Raw genomic sequence first — 16,987 nt, forward strand, 5'->3', positions numbered from 1 at the left:
ACGAAACATGTTGCTGATCGAATGCCCCTGGTGCGGGCCGCGCGCCGAAAGCGAATTCGCCTGCGGCGGCGAAGCAGACATTGCGCGTCCGCTGGATACGGAAAAGCTCACCGACAAGGAATGGGGCGATTACCTTTTCATGCGCAAGAACTCGCGTGGCGTGCATCGCGAGCAATGGATGCATGCGCAAGGCTGCCGCCGCTGGTTCAAGGCGCAGCGTGACACGGTGACTTACGAGATCCAGGGCTACGAGACGTTCGACCGTCCGCTGGCTGCGATGGACAACAAGGACGGAGCGTCGAAATGAGCCAGAAAGACCGACTCGCCACGGGCGGGCGCATCAATCGCGCCATTGCGCTGACCTTCACGTTCAACGGCAAAACGTATCAAGGCTTTCAGGGCGATACGCTCGCGTCTGCGTTGCTCGCTAACGGGCAACACTTCGTCGCCCGGAGCTGGAAGTATCACCGTCCGCGCGGCATCGTGACGGCGGGCGTGGAAGAGCCGAATGCGGTCGTGCAGCTCGAAAAGGGCGCCTATACGGTGCCGAATGCCCGTGCGACAGAAGTCGAACTGTATCAAGGACTCGTCGCCGAAAGCGTGAACGCGAAGCCCAACATCGAGAACGATCGCATGGCCATCAATCAGAAGTTCGCGCGCTTCATTCCGGCGGGCTTCTACTACAAGACATTCATGTGGCCGCGCAAGCTGTGGCCGAAGTACGAGGAAGTGATTCGCGATGCAGCCGGTCTCGGCAAGGCGCCCGAAGAACGCGACGCGGATCGCTACGACAAGTGCTTCGCGCATTGCGACGTCCTCGTCGTCGGCGGCGGGCCGTCGGGTCTCGCTGCGGCGTATGCGGCTGGCCTGTCCGGTGCGCGCGTGATTCTCGTCGACGACCAGCGCGAACTGGGTGGCTCGCTGCTCTCGTGCCGCGCGGAGATCGACGGCAAGCCCGCGCTGCAATGGGTGCAGAAAATCGAGGCCGAACTGCGCACTATGCCCGACGTGAAGATACTTTCGCGCAGCACGGCGTTCGGGTATCAGGACCACAATCTCATCACCGTCACGCAACGGCTTACCGATCATCTGCCCGTGTCGATGCGCAAGGGCACGCGTGAACTGCTGTGGAAAGTACGTGCCAAGCGCGTGATTCTCGCGACGGGCGCTCACGAGCGTCCCATCGTCTTCGGCAATAACGATCTGCCGGGCGTGATGCTGGCGTCTGCCGTATCGACGTATCTGCATCGCTATGCGGTGCTGCCGGGCCGCAACGCAGTGGTGTTCGCGAACAACGACGACGCGTATCAATGCGCGCTGGATCTCAAGGCGGCGGGCGCGCAGGTAACGGTTGTCGATCCGCGTCCAGCGGAATCGAAGGGAACGTTGCCCGCCGCCGCGCGACGCTACGGCGTGCGCGTGATGAACAACGCCGTGGTGACGGCGGCGCACGGCAAGCTGCGCGTGTCGTCGGTGGAAGTGGCTTCGTATGCGAACGGCAAGGTCGGTGCGAAGCAAGCGGACGTACCTTGCGATCTCGTCGCGATGTCCGGTGGATGGAGCCCGGTGCTGCATCTCTTCGCACAGTCGGGCGGCAAGGCGCACTGGCACGACGAGAAAGCCTGCTTCGTTCCCGGCAAGGCGATGCAGGCCGAGACGAGCGTGGGCGCATGCGCGGGCGATTTCACGCTCGCTGGCGGCATCCGCTTCGGTCTCGATGCGGGCGCGGAAGCGGCGCGCGCGGCGGGCTACATCGTCGCGCGGGCGCAGCCGGCGAAGGTCGCGGAGATCGCGGAAGCGCCGTTGATGCCGCTGTGGCTCGTCGGCGGACGCGAACTCGCGACGCGCGGACCCAAGCAGTTCGTCGATTTCCAGAACGACGTTTCCGCCGCCGACATTTACCTCGCGGCGCGCGAAGGCTTCGAGTCCGTCGAGCACGTGAAGCGTTATACGGCAATGGGCTTCGGCACCGATCAGGGCAAGCTCGGCAACATCAACGGCATGGCGATTCTTGCGCAGGCGCTCGGCAAGACCATTCCGGAGACGGGCACTACGACTTTCCGGCCGAACTACACGCCCGTGACCTTCGGCACGTTCGCGGGCCGCGAACTCGGCGAGTTCCTCGATCCTGTGCGCAAGACCGCGATTCACGAATGGCACGTGCAGAACGGCGCGATGTTTGAGGACGTCGGCAACTGGAAGCGCCCGTGGTACTACCCGCGCGGCGACGAGGACATGCACGCGGCGGTGGCGCGCGAGTCCCTCGCGGTGCGTGAAAGCGTCGGCATTCTCGATGCATCGACGCTCGGCAAGATCGACATTCAAGGCCCCGATGCGGCCAAGCTACTCAACTGGGTCTATACGAATCCGTGGAGCAAGCTGGAAGTCGGCAAGTGCCGCTACGGCCTGATGCTCGATGAGAACGGCATGATCTTCGACGACGGCGTGACCGTGCGCCTCGCCGAACATCACTACATGATGACGACGACCACCGGCGGCGCGGCACGCGTGCTCACGTGGCTCGAACGCTGGTTGCAGACTGAGTGGCCGGATATGCGCGTGCGGCTTGCATCGGTGACGGATCACTGGGCGACGTTTGCCGTCGTCGGTCGGAACAGCCGCAAGGTGCTGCAGAAGGTCTGTCAGGACATCGACTTCGCCAACGCAGCGTTCCCGTTCATGAGCTATCGCGATGGCACGGTGGCGGGAGCATCGGCGCGTGTCATGCGCATCAGCTTCTCGGGCGAACTGGCCTATGAGGTGAATGTGCCGGCGAACGTGGGCCGCGCGGTATGGGAAGCACTGATGGAAGCGGGCGCGGAGTTCGACATCACGCCTTATGGCACGGAAACGATGCACGTGCTGCGCGCGGAGAAGGGTTACATCATCGTCGGGCAGGACACCGATGGCTCGATGACGCCGTATGACCTCGGCATGGGCGGGCTCGTCGCGAAGTCGAAGGACTTCATCGGCAAGCGCTCGCTCACGCGCTCGGATACGGCGAAGGCGGGACGCAAGCAGTTCGTCGGCTTGCTCACGGACGACCCTTCGTTCGTGCTGCCCGAGGGATCGCAGATCGTCGCGGGCCCGTTCCGGGGCGATACGGCGCCGATGCTCGGTCATGTGACGTCGAGCTATTTCAGCCCTGTTTTGAAGCGTTCGATTGCGCTGGCCGTCGTGAAGGGCGGGCTCGACAGAATCGGCGAATCGGTCACCATCCCGCTCGCAAGCGGGAAGCAGATCAGCGCGAAGATCACCAGTTCAGTGTTCTACGACAGCGAAGGAGCACGTCAACATGTTGAATGAGATCAAGGCATCCGAGACGGTTGTCGATCGTGCCATCAGCGGCCAGGGCGTGTGGCAAGAGTCGCCGCTCGTGGGCGCCGATGCGTTGATGAAGGCGCATCATGCGGGCGCATCTAAAGCGTTCCGGTTGACGGAGCGACCGTTCCTCCAACTCGTGAACGTGCGCGGCGATACACGCGATGCCGCGTTCATGCGTGCGGCGGAGAGCGTGATCGGCTGTGCGCCGCCTGCGATGCCGAACACCATCGCGAAGGGCGATGGCTACGACATGCTGTGGCTCGGCCCGGACGAATGGCTCGTGGTGTCCGAAGCGCCGCATGATGCATCGCGCGCAGCGCCGCTCGAAGCGCGCTTGCGCGCTGCCTTCGCGGGCGCGTTCGCATCGGCGGTGGATATCGGCAGCGGCTATACGGTGCTCGATATCGACGGGCCGCGCACGCGTGATGTCTTGTCGCGCGGCTGTCCGCTCGATCTGCATCCGAAGGTCTTCGGCGCGGGACAGTGCGCGCAAAGTCACTACTTCAAGGCGTCGATAACGCTCGTGCCGCTGGGTGCGGATCGCTTCGAAATCATCGTGCGTCGCAGCTTCGCGGATTACTTCGTGAAGATCATGCTCGATGCAGCGGAGCCGCTTCTCGCATGAAACCGTTCGAGCCGCTTCAGGCGGGTGGGCAGGGCTGGCGCGTTGTCGTCGATGAACTCGTCGTGATGACGCGCGTCGGGCTTTATGAGCACGAGCATCGTGCGCCGCAGGCTTTGGTTATCGATGCGAGCCTGCGGTATCGTGGCATGCCTCGCGAAGATGAACTGATCGATTACGAGGCTTGGTGCAATCGCGTGACGGCGTTTCTGCAAGAGAAGACGCATACGCGCTTGCTCGAAACGCTTGCGGTGGAGATCGCTGCGTTATCGTTCGATGAATGGCCGGCGCTCGATGCGCTCACGCTTGCGTTGCACAAGCCGAAGATTCGCGAGGGTACGCGAAGGCTCGCGATGGAACTCGACTGGGGTCGTGCGGATTACGATGCGTGGCGGGTGCGACATACGCTTGCTGTGTCGGGCGCATGAATGCTTCGCGCGATGTGGCGGCGTGGGTCTTTGCGTAGGCGGAGGGACCGCAAAGAAATGGGCGGCTCGCAAATTTGCAACGGGCCTATCTCCGCATACGCGGAGGAACCTGGGCTATCCAGCGGGGAGGTATGCCGCAGAGCGGCCTATCTCCGCATACGCGGAGGAACCACCTTGCCGTGGTACAGCGCGGCATTGGCCTTGGGCCTATCTCCGAATACGCGAAGGAACCCAGGTCCAGTACCAACGCCGACGATCACCCGAGGGCCTATCTCCGCATACGCGGAGGAACCGTGGACACGTGGCCAACGATCGCTTCTTTCGTGGGCCTATCTCCGCATACGCGGAGGAACCTGAAGACGGCAAAGGCCAACGAGACCGCACTTGGGCCTATCTCCGCATACGCGGAGGAACCGACGGTAGCGGCGGTGTTCGGCGTCAACCTTACAGCCTATCTCTGCATACGCGGAGGAACCTTGCGCTGAGTCCTGCGCCAATCGATGGAGCGGGGCCTATCTCCGCATACGCGGAGGAACCCAGTACATCCAGACGTCCGCGCAGAGGTACAACGGCCTATCTCCGCATACGCGGAGGAACCTAACGAACCGCCGCCCGCCGGTGTGCCAGAGACGGCCTATCTCCGCATACGCGGAGGAACCGCACTCGGCACAACGCATCAACGAGCAGCGTAAGGCCTATCTCCGCATACGCGGAGGAACCGAATCCAGCGTGCCCGTCACGCTAACCACTCAGGGCCTATCTCCGCATACGCGGAGGAACCTTGCTCGATCCGAAGACCGAAGGCGCGATCAAGGGCCTATCTCCGCATACGCGGAGGAACCCGCTCCTTCACCTGCCCGTCCTTGTCGACGTACGGCCCATCTCCGCATACGCGGAGGAACCCGCTCCTTCACCTGCCCGTCCTTGTCGACGTACGGCCCATCTCCGCATACGCGGAGGAACCGTGATTGCCCGATTCGGTCATGCTGTCCTTTTGGGCCTATCTCCGCATACGCGGAGGAACCTGCCACGCCGACACGCTCGACCACGGAGAAGGCGGCCTATCTCCGCATACGCGGAGGAACCCCGGACATCGCCGCGAACTCGACGCCCGTCTTGGGCCTATCTCCGCATACGCGGAGGAACCTGATCGGTGTAGCCACGCGATCCGAGCATCTTCGGCCTATCCCCGCATAAGCGGAGCAACCCTAATAGGGCAGACGATCGTCCAGGAGGACCCGGGCCTATCTCCGCATACGCGGAGGAACCGCCGAGTGGTGCGAGACAAGCGCACCGTACACGGGCCTATCTCCGCATACGCGGAGGAACCCAGCGCGCGGCCGGGCGGCATGACGGATTAGAGGGCCTATCTCCGCATACGCGGAGGGACCGGCGTGCCGTTCCTGTTCAAGCAATGGGGTGAAGGCCTATCTCCGCATACGCGGACGAACCAAGGTGGAGGTCGCTAGTAAAGAACACGCTCAAGGCCTATCTCCGCGTACGCGGAGGAACCCAACCTCCAAGCCCTTTGGGTATCTCGGTAGCGGGCCTATCTCCGCATACGCGGAGGAACCTGACCGGATGCGCTCCGGTTTGAGAGAAAGTCGGGCCTATCTCCGCATACGCGGAGGAACCCCCTGCATGCTCTTTATCTCGATCGGCATTACGGGCCTATCTCCGCATACGCGGAGGAACCGGTGTCTGTGATGCAGCCGGAATAAATCGGCAGGGCCTATCTCCGCATACGCGGAGGAACTCCTCCCACTTAACTCGATGATGTTAAAGAACAAACAGCGAATCCGATGTTCCGAATTCACTTCGCGGCACGCGAGTATGGTGAGTCGAGAATCCGCTGTCAAATGCGGTCGTTGAGCGCCGGTTGCATGTGCGGCGGACGGCCGCGCCTGTCCGAATGCAGCTATCGAAAACAATGGAGCAATGAGGCAACGGCTAAAACCGCTGCTTTCTCGCATCCATAAACTTTGACACTCAAACAAGCGTTGCCCGCCCCTCTCCGATGCTAATCTAAGCATTCCGAACAAATATCCGTAAGGCATAAAAGGCACGACGAGGCCCACAGCAGGCAATCATGGAACCGCAAGCGCAACAGCTAGAGCCGTGGGGAAAACTGAGCCGCACCGCCGTCGACTGCATTGGCGAACGCAGCATGCACCCGCTGTACGACCACATGATGGACGTCGCCGCCTGCTTTCTAGCCGCGCTAAAAGAAGGCACGCGTTTGCGCACCGCCTTCGACACTGTGGCCGGCCGAGTCTTGGGCCAGCAAGACATCGAGCGCCTCGCGGTCTTCGCCTGCCTCCATGATTTAGGCAAGGCGAACAGCGGCTTTCAGGCAAAGCGTTGGCAGGGCAACGCGCCGACTGGCTGGCCGTCGCCCGCGGGCCATGGCGTCGAAGTGTTTCTGCTTTTCTGCGATGACGAGCTCGCTTCATGCTTGCCGCTCGATTCCATCAAAACATGGGGTCCGGGGGCGGATTCGTTGCTGCTGGCGAGCCTTTCGCATCATGGCCGTCCCTTGCCGATGCCGCACGGTCAAGACCCGATCATCTGGAAGCCGGTGCGGGACCGCGCAGGCTCCGTTATCTACAGTCCCAAAGAAGCAATACGAAACATCGGCGAACGGTTGCAGCGGGACTTCGCCTGCGCGTTCGATCCCGATGGGAAGCCGTTGCCATCGACTCCAGCCTTCGTTCATCTGTTCGCGGGCGTCATGCAGTTCGCGGATTGGCTCGGATCACATCCCGGCTTCTTTCCCTTCAGCGATCCCGGCACGCGTCGAACCCGAGCGGAAGCCGAGGAACGCGCGACGCGTGCCGTATCGACCATCGGCCTCGACGCATGCACCACGCGCATTCGGTTCGTGCAACGCCCGTTGTCGTTCGAGTCCGCGTTCGAAGGCAAAGCGCCGAGGCCCGTGCAAGCCGCGCTGGGCGACCCTGCGCTCGGACCATTGCTCATCCTCGAATCGGAGACGGGTAGCGGCAAGACCGAAGCCGCGCTATGGCGCTTCGCTCGGCTCTTCGCTGAGCATAAGGTCGATTCGCTGTATTTCGCGCTGCCGACGCGCGTCGCCGCAGCACAGGTGTACGAACGCGTGCTTAAGTTCGTGCGCAATCTATGGCCGCTCGATGCGCCCGTTGTCGTTCGCACGCTTCCGGGCTACGAAAGCGCCGACGGCAGCGACAAGATCGCGCTGCCGGACTTCAACGTGCAATGGTCCGACCATCCCGACGACGCGAAAGCCGCGACGCGCTGGGCGGCGGAGTCGCCGAAGCGCTTTCTCGCGGCCACCATCGCGGTCGGCACCATTGACCAAGTACTGCTCGCCGGGCTAATGGTGCGCCACGCACACATGCGTCATGCCTTGCTGAGCCGTTCGTTGCTGGTCGTCGACGAGGTGCATGCGTCGGACATCTATATGTCGCAACTGCTGGAGCAGGTGTTGAGCGCGCACGTTGGCACGGGCGGCCATGCGTTGCTGTTGTCAGCGACGCTCGGTTCCCGGCAGCGCACGCGCTGTCAGCAGATCGCGCAGCGCTCGGCGGCGGCGCTCGCTTTGCCGAGCGTGGAACAAGCCTGCGCATTGCCTTACCCCGCGCTGACCGACGGCGCGAACATCCGTAGCTTGACGGCCAGTGGCGCGTCCAAGACCGTCCACTGGTCCACGCTCGACGCAATGGATGACCACGAGCGCATCGCGCGTTTGGCGATCGATGCAGCCAGCCGTGGCGCACGCGTGCTGATTGTCCGTAACACGGTCCCGTCGGCCGTCGCGACGCAGCAAGCCATCGAAAGACTCATCGACGGTTCGGGCGATCGAGGAATACTGTTCGACCTGAACGGCGTCGTCACGCTGCATCACAGCCGCTTCAGCCGCCAGGACCGTCCGCTGCTGGATGCAGCGGTGGAGTCGCGCCTCGGCAAGATACGCGCGGCGCTGAAGGGCTGCATCGTGGTCGGCACGCAGACGCTCGAGCAAAGCCTCGATATCGACGCCGATCTGCTCATCACCGACATCTGCCCGATGGATGTGCTGCTGCAGCGCATCGGCCGTCTGCATCGGCACCAGCGAGATGCGCATGAGCGGCCCGAAGGGTTTCAGCACGCGCACGCGTGGGTGTTGACACCAGCAGGTAATTCCTTCGAAACGTATATTCACAAGCCCCGCAATGGACTCGGGCGATCGAAGAACGGCGGCGGCGTGTACCGCGATCTGCGCATGATCGAAGCCACGCGACGACTCATCGAAGAAGCGCCGTTCCGCGTGATTCCGCGCGATAACCGTCTTCTGGTCGAACGCGCGACGCACCCGGACTGTTTGCTTGCGATTCAAAGCGAACTCGGACCCGCGTGGGAAAAGCTCGGTCAACAACTCGAAGGCGGACAAGGGGCGGAGCGGTCTCTTGCCCGCATGCATTCGCTCGACTACAAGACGCCATTCCTCGACCTTCTGTTTCCGGATGACGAGCGACGCTTGACGACACGGCTTGGCATGGAAGACCGCCTCATTGAATTCGATCCACCCGTGCCCGGCCCGTTCGGCATCGATGTGCAGCGTATCGCGCTGCGTCATCACATGCTGGACGACGACGTCGATCCAGACGCGAAACCCTCCGGCATCGGGCTTATTGAGCACGGCTTCGAATTCACGCTCGGCACGAATGTGTTCCGCTATGGCCGCTTCGGCGTCGAGCGCCTGAACGCATAGCGCAAGGACGATGACTGACATGAACCTTCACCATCGCTTGCTGAATGACCGCCTGCTGCGTTATCGCGATGCTTTGGGGCACGCGCACGATGCCACGCTGCCCGAACTGTTCGTCGCGATGACGGCGGACACCGTGCGCGACTTCCCTGCGCTGCGGCCGCATCAACGGCATCCGTGGCATGCGTTCTTGACCCAACTCGCGGCGATTGCGTTGTATGCAGCCGGGCGGGCGGAGCCGTTCCAAACAGCGGACGATTGGCGCGCGGCGCTTCTCGCTTTGACGCCGACCGATTCGGATGGCGCGGCGTTCTCGCTCGTTGCGCCTGACGATCGTCCCGCGTTTTTGCAAGCGCCGTGCGCGGCTGGGGAGTCGCGCACCTGGAAGAAAGCGCCGCTAGTGACGCCCGACGCAATAGACATGCTGATCACTTCGCGCAATCACGACGTGAAAGCCGCTCGCATGACGAACGCGCAGCCGGAGGACTGGGTGTACGCGCTCGTGAGTTTGCAGACGCAAGAGGGCGTCATGGGCGCCGGCAATTACGGCATTTCACGCATGAACGGCGGTTTGTCCAGCCGACCGGCCTTCGGAGCGGTTCCGGAGGGCCTCTGGGGCAAGCGGTGGCAGCGGGACACGCGGCGGCTGCTTCACCATCGTCAGAAGATCGTTGACGAGACGGGGCTCAAGGAGGTCGACGGACTCGCGCTGGTCTGGACGAAGCCCTGGGACGGCGCGAGCAGTCTATCGTTCAGCGAGCTCGATCCGTTTTACATCGAAGTGTGCCGCCGAGTACGCCTGGACTTGGCGAATGGAAAGCTGATCGCGCTCACGACGAGTAGCAAGACCACGCGCATCGCAGCCAAAGATCGCTTGGGCGCAACCGGAGATGCCTGGACGCCCGTCGCCGTGGTAGGTGGAAAAGCGTTGTCCATCACGGCTACGGGCTTCGATTACAAGCTGATGAGCGACTTGGCGTTCAAGGGCGACTATGCCGAGACGATCACTCGCAAAATCACGCGCGAGGACGGTGAGAAGGGCATCGTGCTGCTTGCGCAAGCCGTCGCGCGGGGGCAGGGAAAGACAGAGGGCTATCACGAACGACGCATGCCCATATCGCGGAGTATGCGCGAGGCGTTCCTGAACGGCCGCATCGATGAACTCGCCCACGCCGCCGACAGGCGTATCAGCGTGATCGGCGATATGCGTAAAGTGCTATGGGGCGCGCTCTGCTCTTTGTTTGGCAACGGTGAAGACACTGTGCCGGACGACCTGAAGGAAAGGGCGAATCGCTTCGCGAAGTCATTCGAGCAGGCCGAAGACCGTCGATTCTTTGACGACCTGATCGTGGAATTAGATGGCAACACGTCTGAAGAACGGCAACTCGCGCACGAGCTATGGCTCGCGGAACTGGCGGACCGCGCGGAACAGGTGCTGACTCGCGCGTTCGTCGCGGGGCCGCGTGCGAGTACGCGGCGATACCGTGCGCAGAGCACAGCGCTTTCGCGGTTTCGCGTCAGTATCCATTCAAAGAAGGAACTCCAGACCATGTCGCGCGTGCTGAAGGAACGTGCGCAAGCGCGCAAAGCAGCTATTGATTCGGATACGCAAGGACGTGCGATATGAATTCGACAGATACATCGGCCGGTGCGCCGGAACAGTCTGCGGAGCAAGGTGGTGCAGATAATCGGCCCCCCAGCCTGAGCTACCAGATCGAAGCCATCGCGGCGTTTCTGAAAGACGCCGGCGAGGGCGTCAAGGCATCGAGAACGACCGCGTTGCGCTCGCGCGTCTCGACCCGGAAGCCGAGGAACTCACCACCGCGCAAATCGCCGCGCTCACCCACGCAGCGCAGCGCGCGAAGCTCGACACCGTTCACTGGAGTCTCGACCGATGGCGCCGATGGGCGTTCATCGCATACGGCATCGCACTTGCCGGGCACGATCGCGGCGCGGACAGCGGCGGCATCGGCGCGAATTTTGGCCGACAACTCGCGACGGCCGGTGTGTCGGAGGCGCGCGTGACGCGGCTGCTCGACGCGCGGGGATCGGCGTTCTTCCAATTGCTGCGCCGCGTCCTTCGGTTGTTGGCGAGCAAGAGCGTGAAACCGAACTGGGTCCAACTCGCGAGGCTCGTGCTGAACGAAGGCGCGCGCGATGAGAAGGGACGGCGTATCGCTGAGAAAACTCGCCTTGATATCGCGCACGCGTTCTTCTCCGTAAAACCGAGCGAGTCGCGGGACGACTGAAAACGGGAAGGCTGGCAACAACGTTCGACAGGTTAGGACAAGAAAATGATGCATCCGCGTTTCATTCAAATTCACACGCTGCACAGCTATTCTGCGGCGTTGCTCAACCGCGACGACTCCGGCATGGCCAAGCGGCTGCCTATGGGCGATGCCATTCGCACGCGCATCTCATCGCAGTGTCTGAAACGGCACTGGCGCGTTGCGGAAGACCGCCATGCGCTGCCGACGCTCGGCGTTCCGATGGCCGTCCGTTCGCGAGAGACGCTCGCGCTGGTTCGCGACGAGTTGGTCAAAAATGGCGTTCCCGAGGCGCTGGCTCAGACAGCCGTCGAAGCCTTGCGCTTCGGTGGTCTTTTGGACAAGGCCGGCAAGCCCCGAAAAGGAGACGACGCGGTCAAGACAGGTCAGGCCGTGTTGCTGGGCACGGCGGAAATCAAGTACCTGGTTGAACGTTGCACGGCCCTCGCGAACGAGCATCAGGACGAAGACGGCCTCAAGGCGGCCGTCGCGGCGTTTCTGAAGAACGAGTCCGCCAATATCGTCGCGCTCAAGCACGGCAGCGGTCTCGAATCGGCGCTCTTCGGTCGCATGGTGACCTCCGATGTGCTTGCTCAGCGCGATGCCGCTGTCTACGTCGCGCATGCGTTCACGGTACACGAAGCCCAGGTGGAGAACGACTACTTCACCGTCGTGGACGATCTTCTTCGAGAAGCGGGCGAGCAAGGCTCCGCTGGCATCTTCGAAACGGAACTGGCATCAGGCCTCTACTACGGCTACGTCGTCGTGGATATCCCGCAACTGGTCGCGAATCTGGAAGGCATCGCCGCAAGCGAGTGCTTCAATGCGTCGCCGGACCAGCGCGAGCTCGCTTCGCAGGTCGTGCATCACCTGTTGCATCTGATCGCTACCGTCAGCCCCGGCGCCAAGCGCGGATCGACCGCTCCTTTCGGCTATGCGAATCTCATGCTGGTCGAGACGGGAGATTGGCAACCGCGCAGCCTGAGCGCGGCCTTCGAAACCGCGTTGCCGTTGAAGGGCCATGACATACGCGACGCCGCAGTCGATCGCATTGCGCGAGAGTTGAAAAAGCACGATGCCGCATACGGCGCGCTGGACCGAGGCTATGTCGCCCTCAACCCCGCCGATATCCCGAACGCCAAGCACTATTCGCTGGATAAGCTCGCGAACTGGGTGCAGACGCGCATCGTCAACGGTGCGTGACATGCGTCGTCACATGTTGATGCGCCTGCGTGCGCCGCTCGTCGCGTTCGGAGGCGAGGCGATCGACAGGTACGGTGTGATCCGCGATTTCCCGGCGCTATCGATGGTTACCGGGCTGATCGCGAATGCACTCGGCTGGGATCGCGGCGAATGCGAGAAGCACGATCGCCTTCAGACGCGCCTCGTGATGGGGACGCGGCTAGACAATGCCGGCGAGCGGCTTTGCGACTTTCAAACGGCTCAGCTTTCGAGGAAAGATAGCGGCTGGACGTGGCGAGGCATTCCCGAGTCGCGCGATGGCGGCGAAGATACCTACAAGAGCCCGCATCTGCGATACCGCGACTATCACGCCGGGCTCGACGCGCTCGTCGCGGTAAGGCTCGAGCCCGCCGATGAATCGCCCACGCTCGACGACATTGCTCGCGCGCTTGACCGGCCGCTGCGTCCGCTTTTCATCGGACGCAAGCCTTGCTTGCCATCCACGCGAGTGTTCGCGGGTTTCATCGACGCCGAACATGTGCTCGATGCGCTGCTGCGCGCGCCGTTGCCTCAAGGCGTCGCCGATGACGCGTTCCGCATGCAGTGGCCGAAAGACGAAGGCACGATGCCCGATGCAAGGACACAGGCCCACGACGTCTGCGACGAGCGCAACTGGACGAGCGGCGTGCATGGCGGATGGCGTCCTGTCGTGGAGATGAGCGCTCAGCGGGCATCGTTTCTCGAACATCCATCGATATCGCCTGACTTCTCGTATGACCGCGCTTAATCTCATTCATTGTCAGCCCGATTCGCACAAGTTCGGGCTGTGGGCATCGCGGCATGGCGTACTGCCGTCCGGCGGCGATCTCGGTTACGCCTTGCACGCGGCGCTCCAGGCAGTCTTCGGTCCCCTTGCGCCCAAGCCTTTCTATTACCGCGATGCGCGCGCCGGACTGATCGCCTATTCCTCGCACTCAGCCGACGCGTTGCGTGAGGCGAGCGCACTCTGCGCCGCGCCCGAGCTGGCCGATGCACTCGGCCTCGATGCAGGCCCGCGTAGCGCCGGCCTCAACATCCGCGCGCTTCCGACGCAATGGCAAGCAGGGCGCGTGCTGGGCTTTGAAGTGCGCGTCCGGCCTACGCGACGCCGTGAGGACGGTGAGGACGGCGAGAAGAAGAGAGTCCGCGAACGCGACGCGTTCTTGGTCGCTTGCTCGCAAAGGCCCGAAGACGACGATCTGCGGCGCGAACTCGTCTATGCCGAATGGCTGAACGAACAGTTCCAATCGACCGGAGCTGCCAGTCTCGTCGAAGCTCGCATGACGCGGTTCCAGCTCACGCCTGTGCTTCGTCGCACGCAAGCCGTTTCCGGCGACGGCACACCTCGGCAATCGCGTTTCATAGACGGCCCGGACGCGGTGTTCACGGGACACTTGCGTGTCGAGAATGCCGACGCGTTCGCTCGGTTGCTTGCGCGCGGCGTCGGACGGCATCGCGCGTTCGGGTTCGGCATGTTGGTGCTGAGGCCCGCGTCTATCGACGGTTGATCGCGGGCGCGAGATGCTGAAGGGGCGGCTGGGTCTCGACACGTCGCGCGTGCCGCATGGGGATCGTCATGGGCTGCTGTGGCTCGAGCGCGGCGAACTCAGCGTCATTGATGGATGCCTGCATTTCACGAGCGGGCAATACGTCGATCAGATTCCGCATCAGTCGGTATCCATGATATTGCTCGGCCCCGGCGGAAGCGTGACGCATGACGCACTGCGTTTGCTCGCGCGCCACGGCACGTTGTTGGCGGCAGTTGGGGCGAGCGGAGTGCGCAGTTACACCGCTCTGCCGCTGATGCCGGATCGCTCCGATGTCGCGCGCCGGCAAGCCGAGCTTTGGGGCAGCGCGCGCAGACGTCTGGCCGTCGCGCGCCACATGTATGCGCTGCGGTTAGGCGAGGTGTTGCCGCACCGGGACCTCGATACGCTGCGCGGCATAGAAGGGGCGCGCGTGAAGACCATTTATCGACTGCGCGCACAGCAGTTCGGGATCGACTGGAACGGACGGCATTACGATCGCGCGAATCCCGAAGCCGCCGATCTCGCCAATCAGGCCATCAATCACGCGGCGACGGCGGTGCAAGCGGCGGCGGCCATCGCCGTGCAGGCGCTTGCGGCGGTGCCTCGGTTGGGGTTCATCCACGAGGACTTGGGCCAAGCATTCGTCCTCGATATCGCCGATCTTTTTCGCGACGACGTGACGCTCTCGATAGCCTTTGCCGCGGTCAAGCAGGCCGAGCGTGGCGCGGCGACCATCGACCGGCTCGTCCGACGCGAGGCGGCGCGCGTCTTTCGCAAGCAGCAAGTGATTCCCGCGATGATTGATCGCATCAAGCAGGTTCTGCGAGTCGACGAGAAGCTGGAGGAGGCGGATGGCGCTAGTCGTAGTGGTGACTCGTGACGTGGCGGACCGCTTTCGAGGGTATCTGGCCTCGGTGATGCTCGAGGTGTCGGCTGGCGTGTACGTCGCGCCGCGGATGAACAAAGGCGCGCGAGCGGACGTGGTCCGTGCTCACCGAGTGGCACGGCGCGGAGCCGAGGGGCAGCGTCGTGATGGTTTGGCGGGAGCTGGATGCGGTCGGGGGAATCGGGATCGCGCAGCTGGGATCGCCAGCGAGGAAGCTCGTGGATGTGGATGGGATGTATCTGGTCAGGCGGGAAGCGCGTTAGGCGAGTTGGCAATCGTTCTCTGGAAATTTGGATTTTTCGATGGATGGGGGTGGGCGTTTTGTCTTTCCGATCATTGAGTTATGAGGGAGAGGTTCCTCCGCGTGCGCGGAGATAGGCCGGTTGCCGCTGCGCTGACCGCCGCCCGCAAGGTGGTTCCTCCGCGTGCGCGGAGATAGGCCCCTTGGCCTCGACTGGACGTTCGACGGCACCACGGTTCCTCCGCGTGCGCGGAGATAGGCCTTTCCTGCAGCTCGTGGGCCAAAACGTACTGCGGGTTCCTCCGCGTGCGCGGAGATAGGCCCCCGGAAGTTGTGCAGGATGCGCGCGCGCCGGCGGTTCCTCCGCGTGCGCGGAGATAGGCCGCAACACCTGAAAACGGCGGCCGTGATTCTGGCGGTTCCTCCGCGTGCGCGGAGATAGGCCCGTATCACTTCACGGACGGCCAGGCGAAGGCCAAGTTCCTCCGCGTGCGCGGAGATAGGCCGTACGCGGAATCGGAGCGCGACATTTACGTCGAGGTTCCTCCGCGTGCGCGGAGATAGGCCCGATTCTTGTGGTCCGCCGCATCAGAATGAAAAGGTTCCTCCGCGTGCGCGGAGATAGGCCCGTCTCGTGCGGGATGGCGGTCGTGTACGTCCAGGTTTCTCCGCGTGCGCGGAGATAGGCCCGGTTGAGTTCGACATGGCCCGCGCCGCAATCGGGTTCCTCGGAGTGCGCGGAGATAGGCCCGATGCGGACTTGCTCTCAATCTGGCTAGACGAGGTTCCTCCGCGTGCGCGGAGATAGGCCGTACGATGGCTACCGCGTGGTCATCCGCAAAAGGGTTCCTCCGCGTGCGCGGAGATAGGCCCCATTCAGCCCGGTCGATCATGCTGACGTATTCGGTTCCTCCGCGTGCGCGGAGATAGGCCGCCTCGATCAGATGGCGGCGGCAGGCGACCGGGGGTTGCTCCGCGTGCGCGGAGATAGGCCCTTCAGCTATGCGCCGTGCCAGCCACCGAGTCCGAAGTGCGATTGACCAACATCCACCGCGCGATTTTGAATGAAACTGCCGCTTGGTTCTGGTGACGAGAACGCATTCGTTCTCACCGATGAAGTTTCGAAAGTGATCGGGGCCATCTCGGTGCCGAGCCAAGGCATCGCGCGCCCTGAACATCGAGTTCGGCCTCCCTGATGCTCGAGGTGTCGGCTGGCGTGTAGTGACGCTGCAAAGGGACAAAGGTGTGGGCGAGCGGACGTGGTTGGTGCTCGCTGAGTGGCGCGGTCCCGAGCCGAGGGGCAGCGTCGTGATGGTTTCGCGGGAGTTTGATGCGGGAGGGGATCGAGATCGCGCAGTTGGATCGTCAGCGAGAAAGCCGGTAGATGTGGATGGGGTGTTTCTGGCGAGGCGGGAAGCGCGGTAGACAAGCTGAATTCGTTCTTTGAGAATCTAGATTTGTCAGCGGATCAGGTCGGGCGTTTTGCGTTTGCAATCATCGAGTTATGAGGAGAGGCTCCTCCGCGTACGCGGAGATAGGCCGTGCAGAACGGCGACCTAATCGTGCGCGGCATCGGTTCCTCCGCGTACGCGGAGATAGGCCCGCCAGAAGAAGACAGGCAAGCCGGCGCAACTGGGTTCCTCCGCGTACGCGGAGATAGGCCGTACTACGTCGCCGCGTTGCGCCATGCAACGCCGGTTCCTCCGCGTACGCGGAGATAGGCCAGTGTACCGAATCAATTCA

General features: G+C 63.0%; 12 protein-coding genes, 1 pseudogene and 3 CRISPR repeat arrays (1 of these 16 only partly in view). Of the genes and pseudogenes, 12 read left to right on the forward strand and 1 reads right to left on the reverse strand.

Annotation, left to right across the window (positions count from 1 at the left end; translation table 11 throughout):
* Nucleotides 1–7: 7 nt before the first annotated feature.
* The 10 genes from P9239_RS04105 to cas6e all read left to right on the forward strand — a co-directional run bounded on the left by P9239_RS04105 (nucleotide 8) and on the right by cas6e (nucleotide 14,096).
* Entirely contained in the window at nucleotides 8–307 is a 300-nt protein-coding gene (locus tag P9239_RS04105) for a sarcosine oxidase subunit delta (protein ID WP_309749213.1), read from the forward strand.
* Complete coding sequence (locus tag P9239_RS04110; RefSeq protein ID WP_309749214.1) at nucleotides 304–3,306, forward strand: sarcosine oxidase subunit alpha family protein; 3,003 nt, start codon at nucleotides 304–306, stop codon at nucleotides 3,304–3,306. The genes P9239_RS04105 and P9239_RS04110 overlap by 4 nt, the downstream gene beginning before the upstream one ends.
* The gene (locus P9239_RS04115) at nucleotides 3,296–3,949 is read left to right on the forward strand and encodes a sarcosine oxidase subunit gamma (protein ID WP_309749215.1); all 654 of its coding nucleotides are present in this window, start codon (nucleotides 3,296–3,298) and stop codon (nucleotides 3,947–3,949) included. Before P9239_RS04110 ends, P9239_RS04115 begins: the two co-directional genes overlap by 11 nt.
* A complete protein-coding gene (locus P9239_RS04120; RefSeq protein WP_309749216.1) occupies nucleotides 3,946–4,374 on the forward strand; it encodes a dihydroneopterin aldolase in 429 nt (142 codons plus the stop codon). Before P9239_RS04115 ends, P9239_RS04120 begins: the two co-directional genes overlap by 4 nt.
* An 82-nt stretch (nucleotides 4,375–4,456) precedes the next feature.
* A CRISPR array of direct repeats spans nucleotides 4,457–6,131; the repeat unit is 28 nt; unit sequence GGCCTATCTCCGCATACGCGGAGGAACC.
* Nucleotides 6,132–6,463: 332 nt separating this feature from the next.
* Complete coding sequence (gene cas3 / locus P9239_RS04125) at nucleotides 6,464–9,103, forward strand: CRISPR-associated helicase Cas3' (RefSeq protein ID WP_309749217.1); 2,640 nt, start codon at nucleotides 6,464–6,466, stop codon at nucleotides 9,101–9,103.
* Nucleotides 9,104–9,563: 460 nt separating this feature from the next.
* Complete coding sequence (locus P9239_RS04130; protein ID WP_309749218.1) at nucleotides 9,564–10,727, forward strand: hypothetical protein; 1,164 nt, start codon at nucleotides 9,564–9,566, stop codon at nucleotides 10,725–10,727.
* Nucleotides 10,728–10,863: 136 nt separating this feature from the next.
* Nucleotides 10,864–11,349, forward strand: a complete 486-nt coding sequence (casB, locus tag P9239_RS04135; RefSeq protein WP_309749618.1) for a type I-E CRISPR-associated protein Cse2/CasB — start codon at nucleotides 10,864–10,866, stop codon at nucleotides 11,347–11,349.
* A 45-nt stretch (nucleotides 11,350–11,394) separates the two neighbouring features.
* Entirely contained in the window at nucleotides 11,395–12,570 is a 1,176-nt protein-coding gene (gene cas7e, locus P9239_RS04140) for a type I-E CRISPR-associated protein Cas7/Cse4/CasC (protein ID WP_309749219.1), read from the forward strand.
* Nucleotide 12,571: 1 nt separating this feature from the next.
* The gene (cas5e, locus tag P9239_RS04145; RefSeq protein WP_309749220.1) at nucleotides 12,572–13,336 is read left to right on the forward strand and encodes a type I-E CRISPR-associated protein Cas5/CasD; all 765 of its coding nucleotides are present in this window, start codon (nucleotides 12,572–12,574) and stop codon (nucleotides 13,334–13,336) included.
* Nucleotides 13,323–14,096, forward strand: coding sequence for a type I-E CRISPR-associated protein Cas6/Cse3/CasE (gene cas6e, locus P9239_RS04150; RefSeq protein ID WP_309749221.1), 774 nt, complete (start codon nucleotides 13,323–13,325; stop codon nucleotides 14,094–14,096). Before cas5e ends, cas6e begins: the two co-directional genes overlap by 14 nt.
* On the opposite strand, the gene P9239_RS04155 is transcribed toward cas6e, so the two are convergent.
* A complete protein-coding gene (locus P9239_RS04155; RefSeq protein WP_309749640.1) occupies nucleotides 14,083–14,256 on the reverse strand; it encodes a hypothetical protein in 174 nt (57 codons plus the stop codon). The genes cas6e and P9239_RS04155 overlap by 14 nt on opposite strands.
* Here P9239_RS04155 and cas1e point away from each other — a divergent pair.
* Together cas1e and cas2e are read left to right on the forward strand one after the other, a co-directional pair.
* The gene (gene cas1e, locus P9239_RS04160) at nucleotides 14,203–14,997 is read left to right on the forward strand and encodes a type I-E CRISPR-associated endonuclease Cas1e (protein ID WP_309749619.1); all 795 of its coding nucleotides are present in this window, start codon (nucleotides 14,203–14,205) and stop codon (nucleotides 14,995–14,997) included. The genes P9239_RS04155 and cas1e overlap by 54 nt on opposite strands.
* 37 nt (nucleotides 14,998–15,034) lie before the next feature.
* Nucleotides 15,035–15,266: pseudogene (gene cas2e / locus P9239_RS04165) on the forward strand (type I-E CRISPR-associated endoribonuclease Cas2e).
* Nucleotides 15,267–15,356: 90 nt separating this feature from the next.
* A CRISPR array of direct repeats spans nucleotides 15,357–16,239; the repeat unit is 28 nt; unit sequence GGTTCCTCCGCGTGCGCGGAGATAGGCC.
* A gap of 518 nt (nucleotides 16,240–16,757) precedes the next feature.
* A CRISPR array of direct repeats spans nucleotides 16,758–16,987; the repeat unit is 28 nt (it continues 620 nt past the right edge of the window).

Source organism: Caballeronia sp. LZ062 (assembly GCF_031450785.1).
Classification (GTDB): domain Bacteria; phylum Pseudomonadota; class Gammaproteobacteria; order Burkholderiales; family Burkholderiaceae; genus Caballeronia.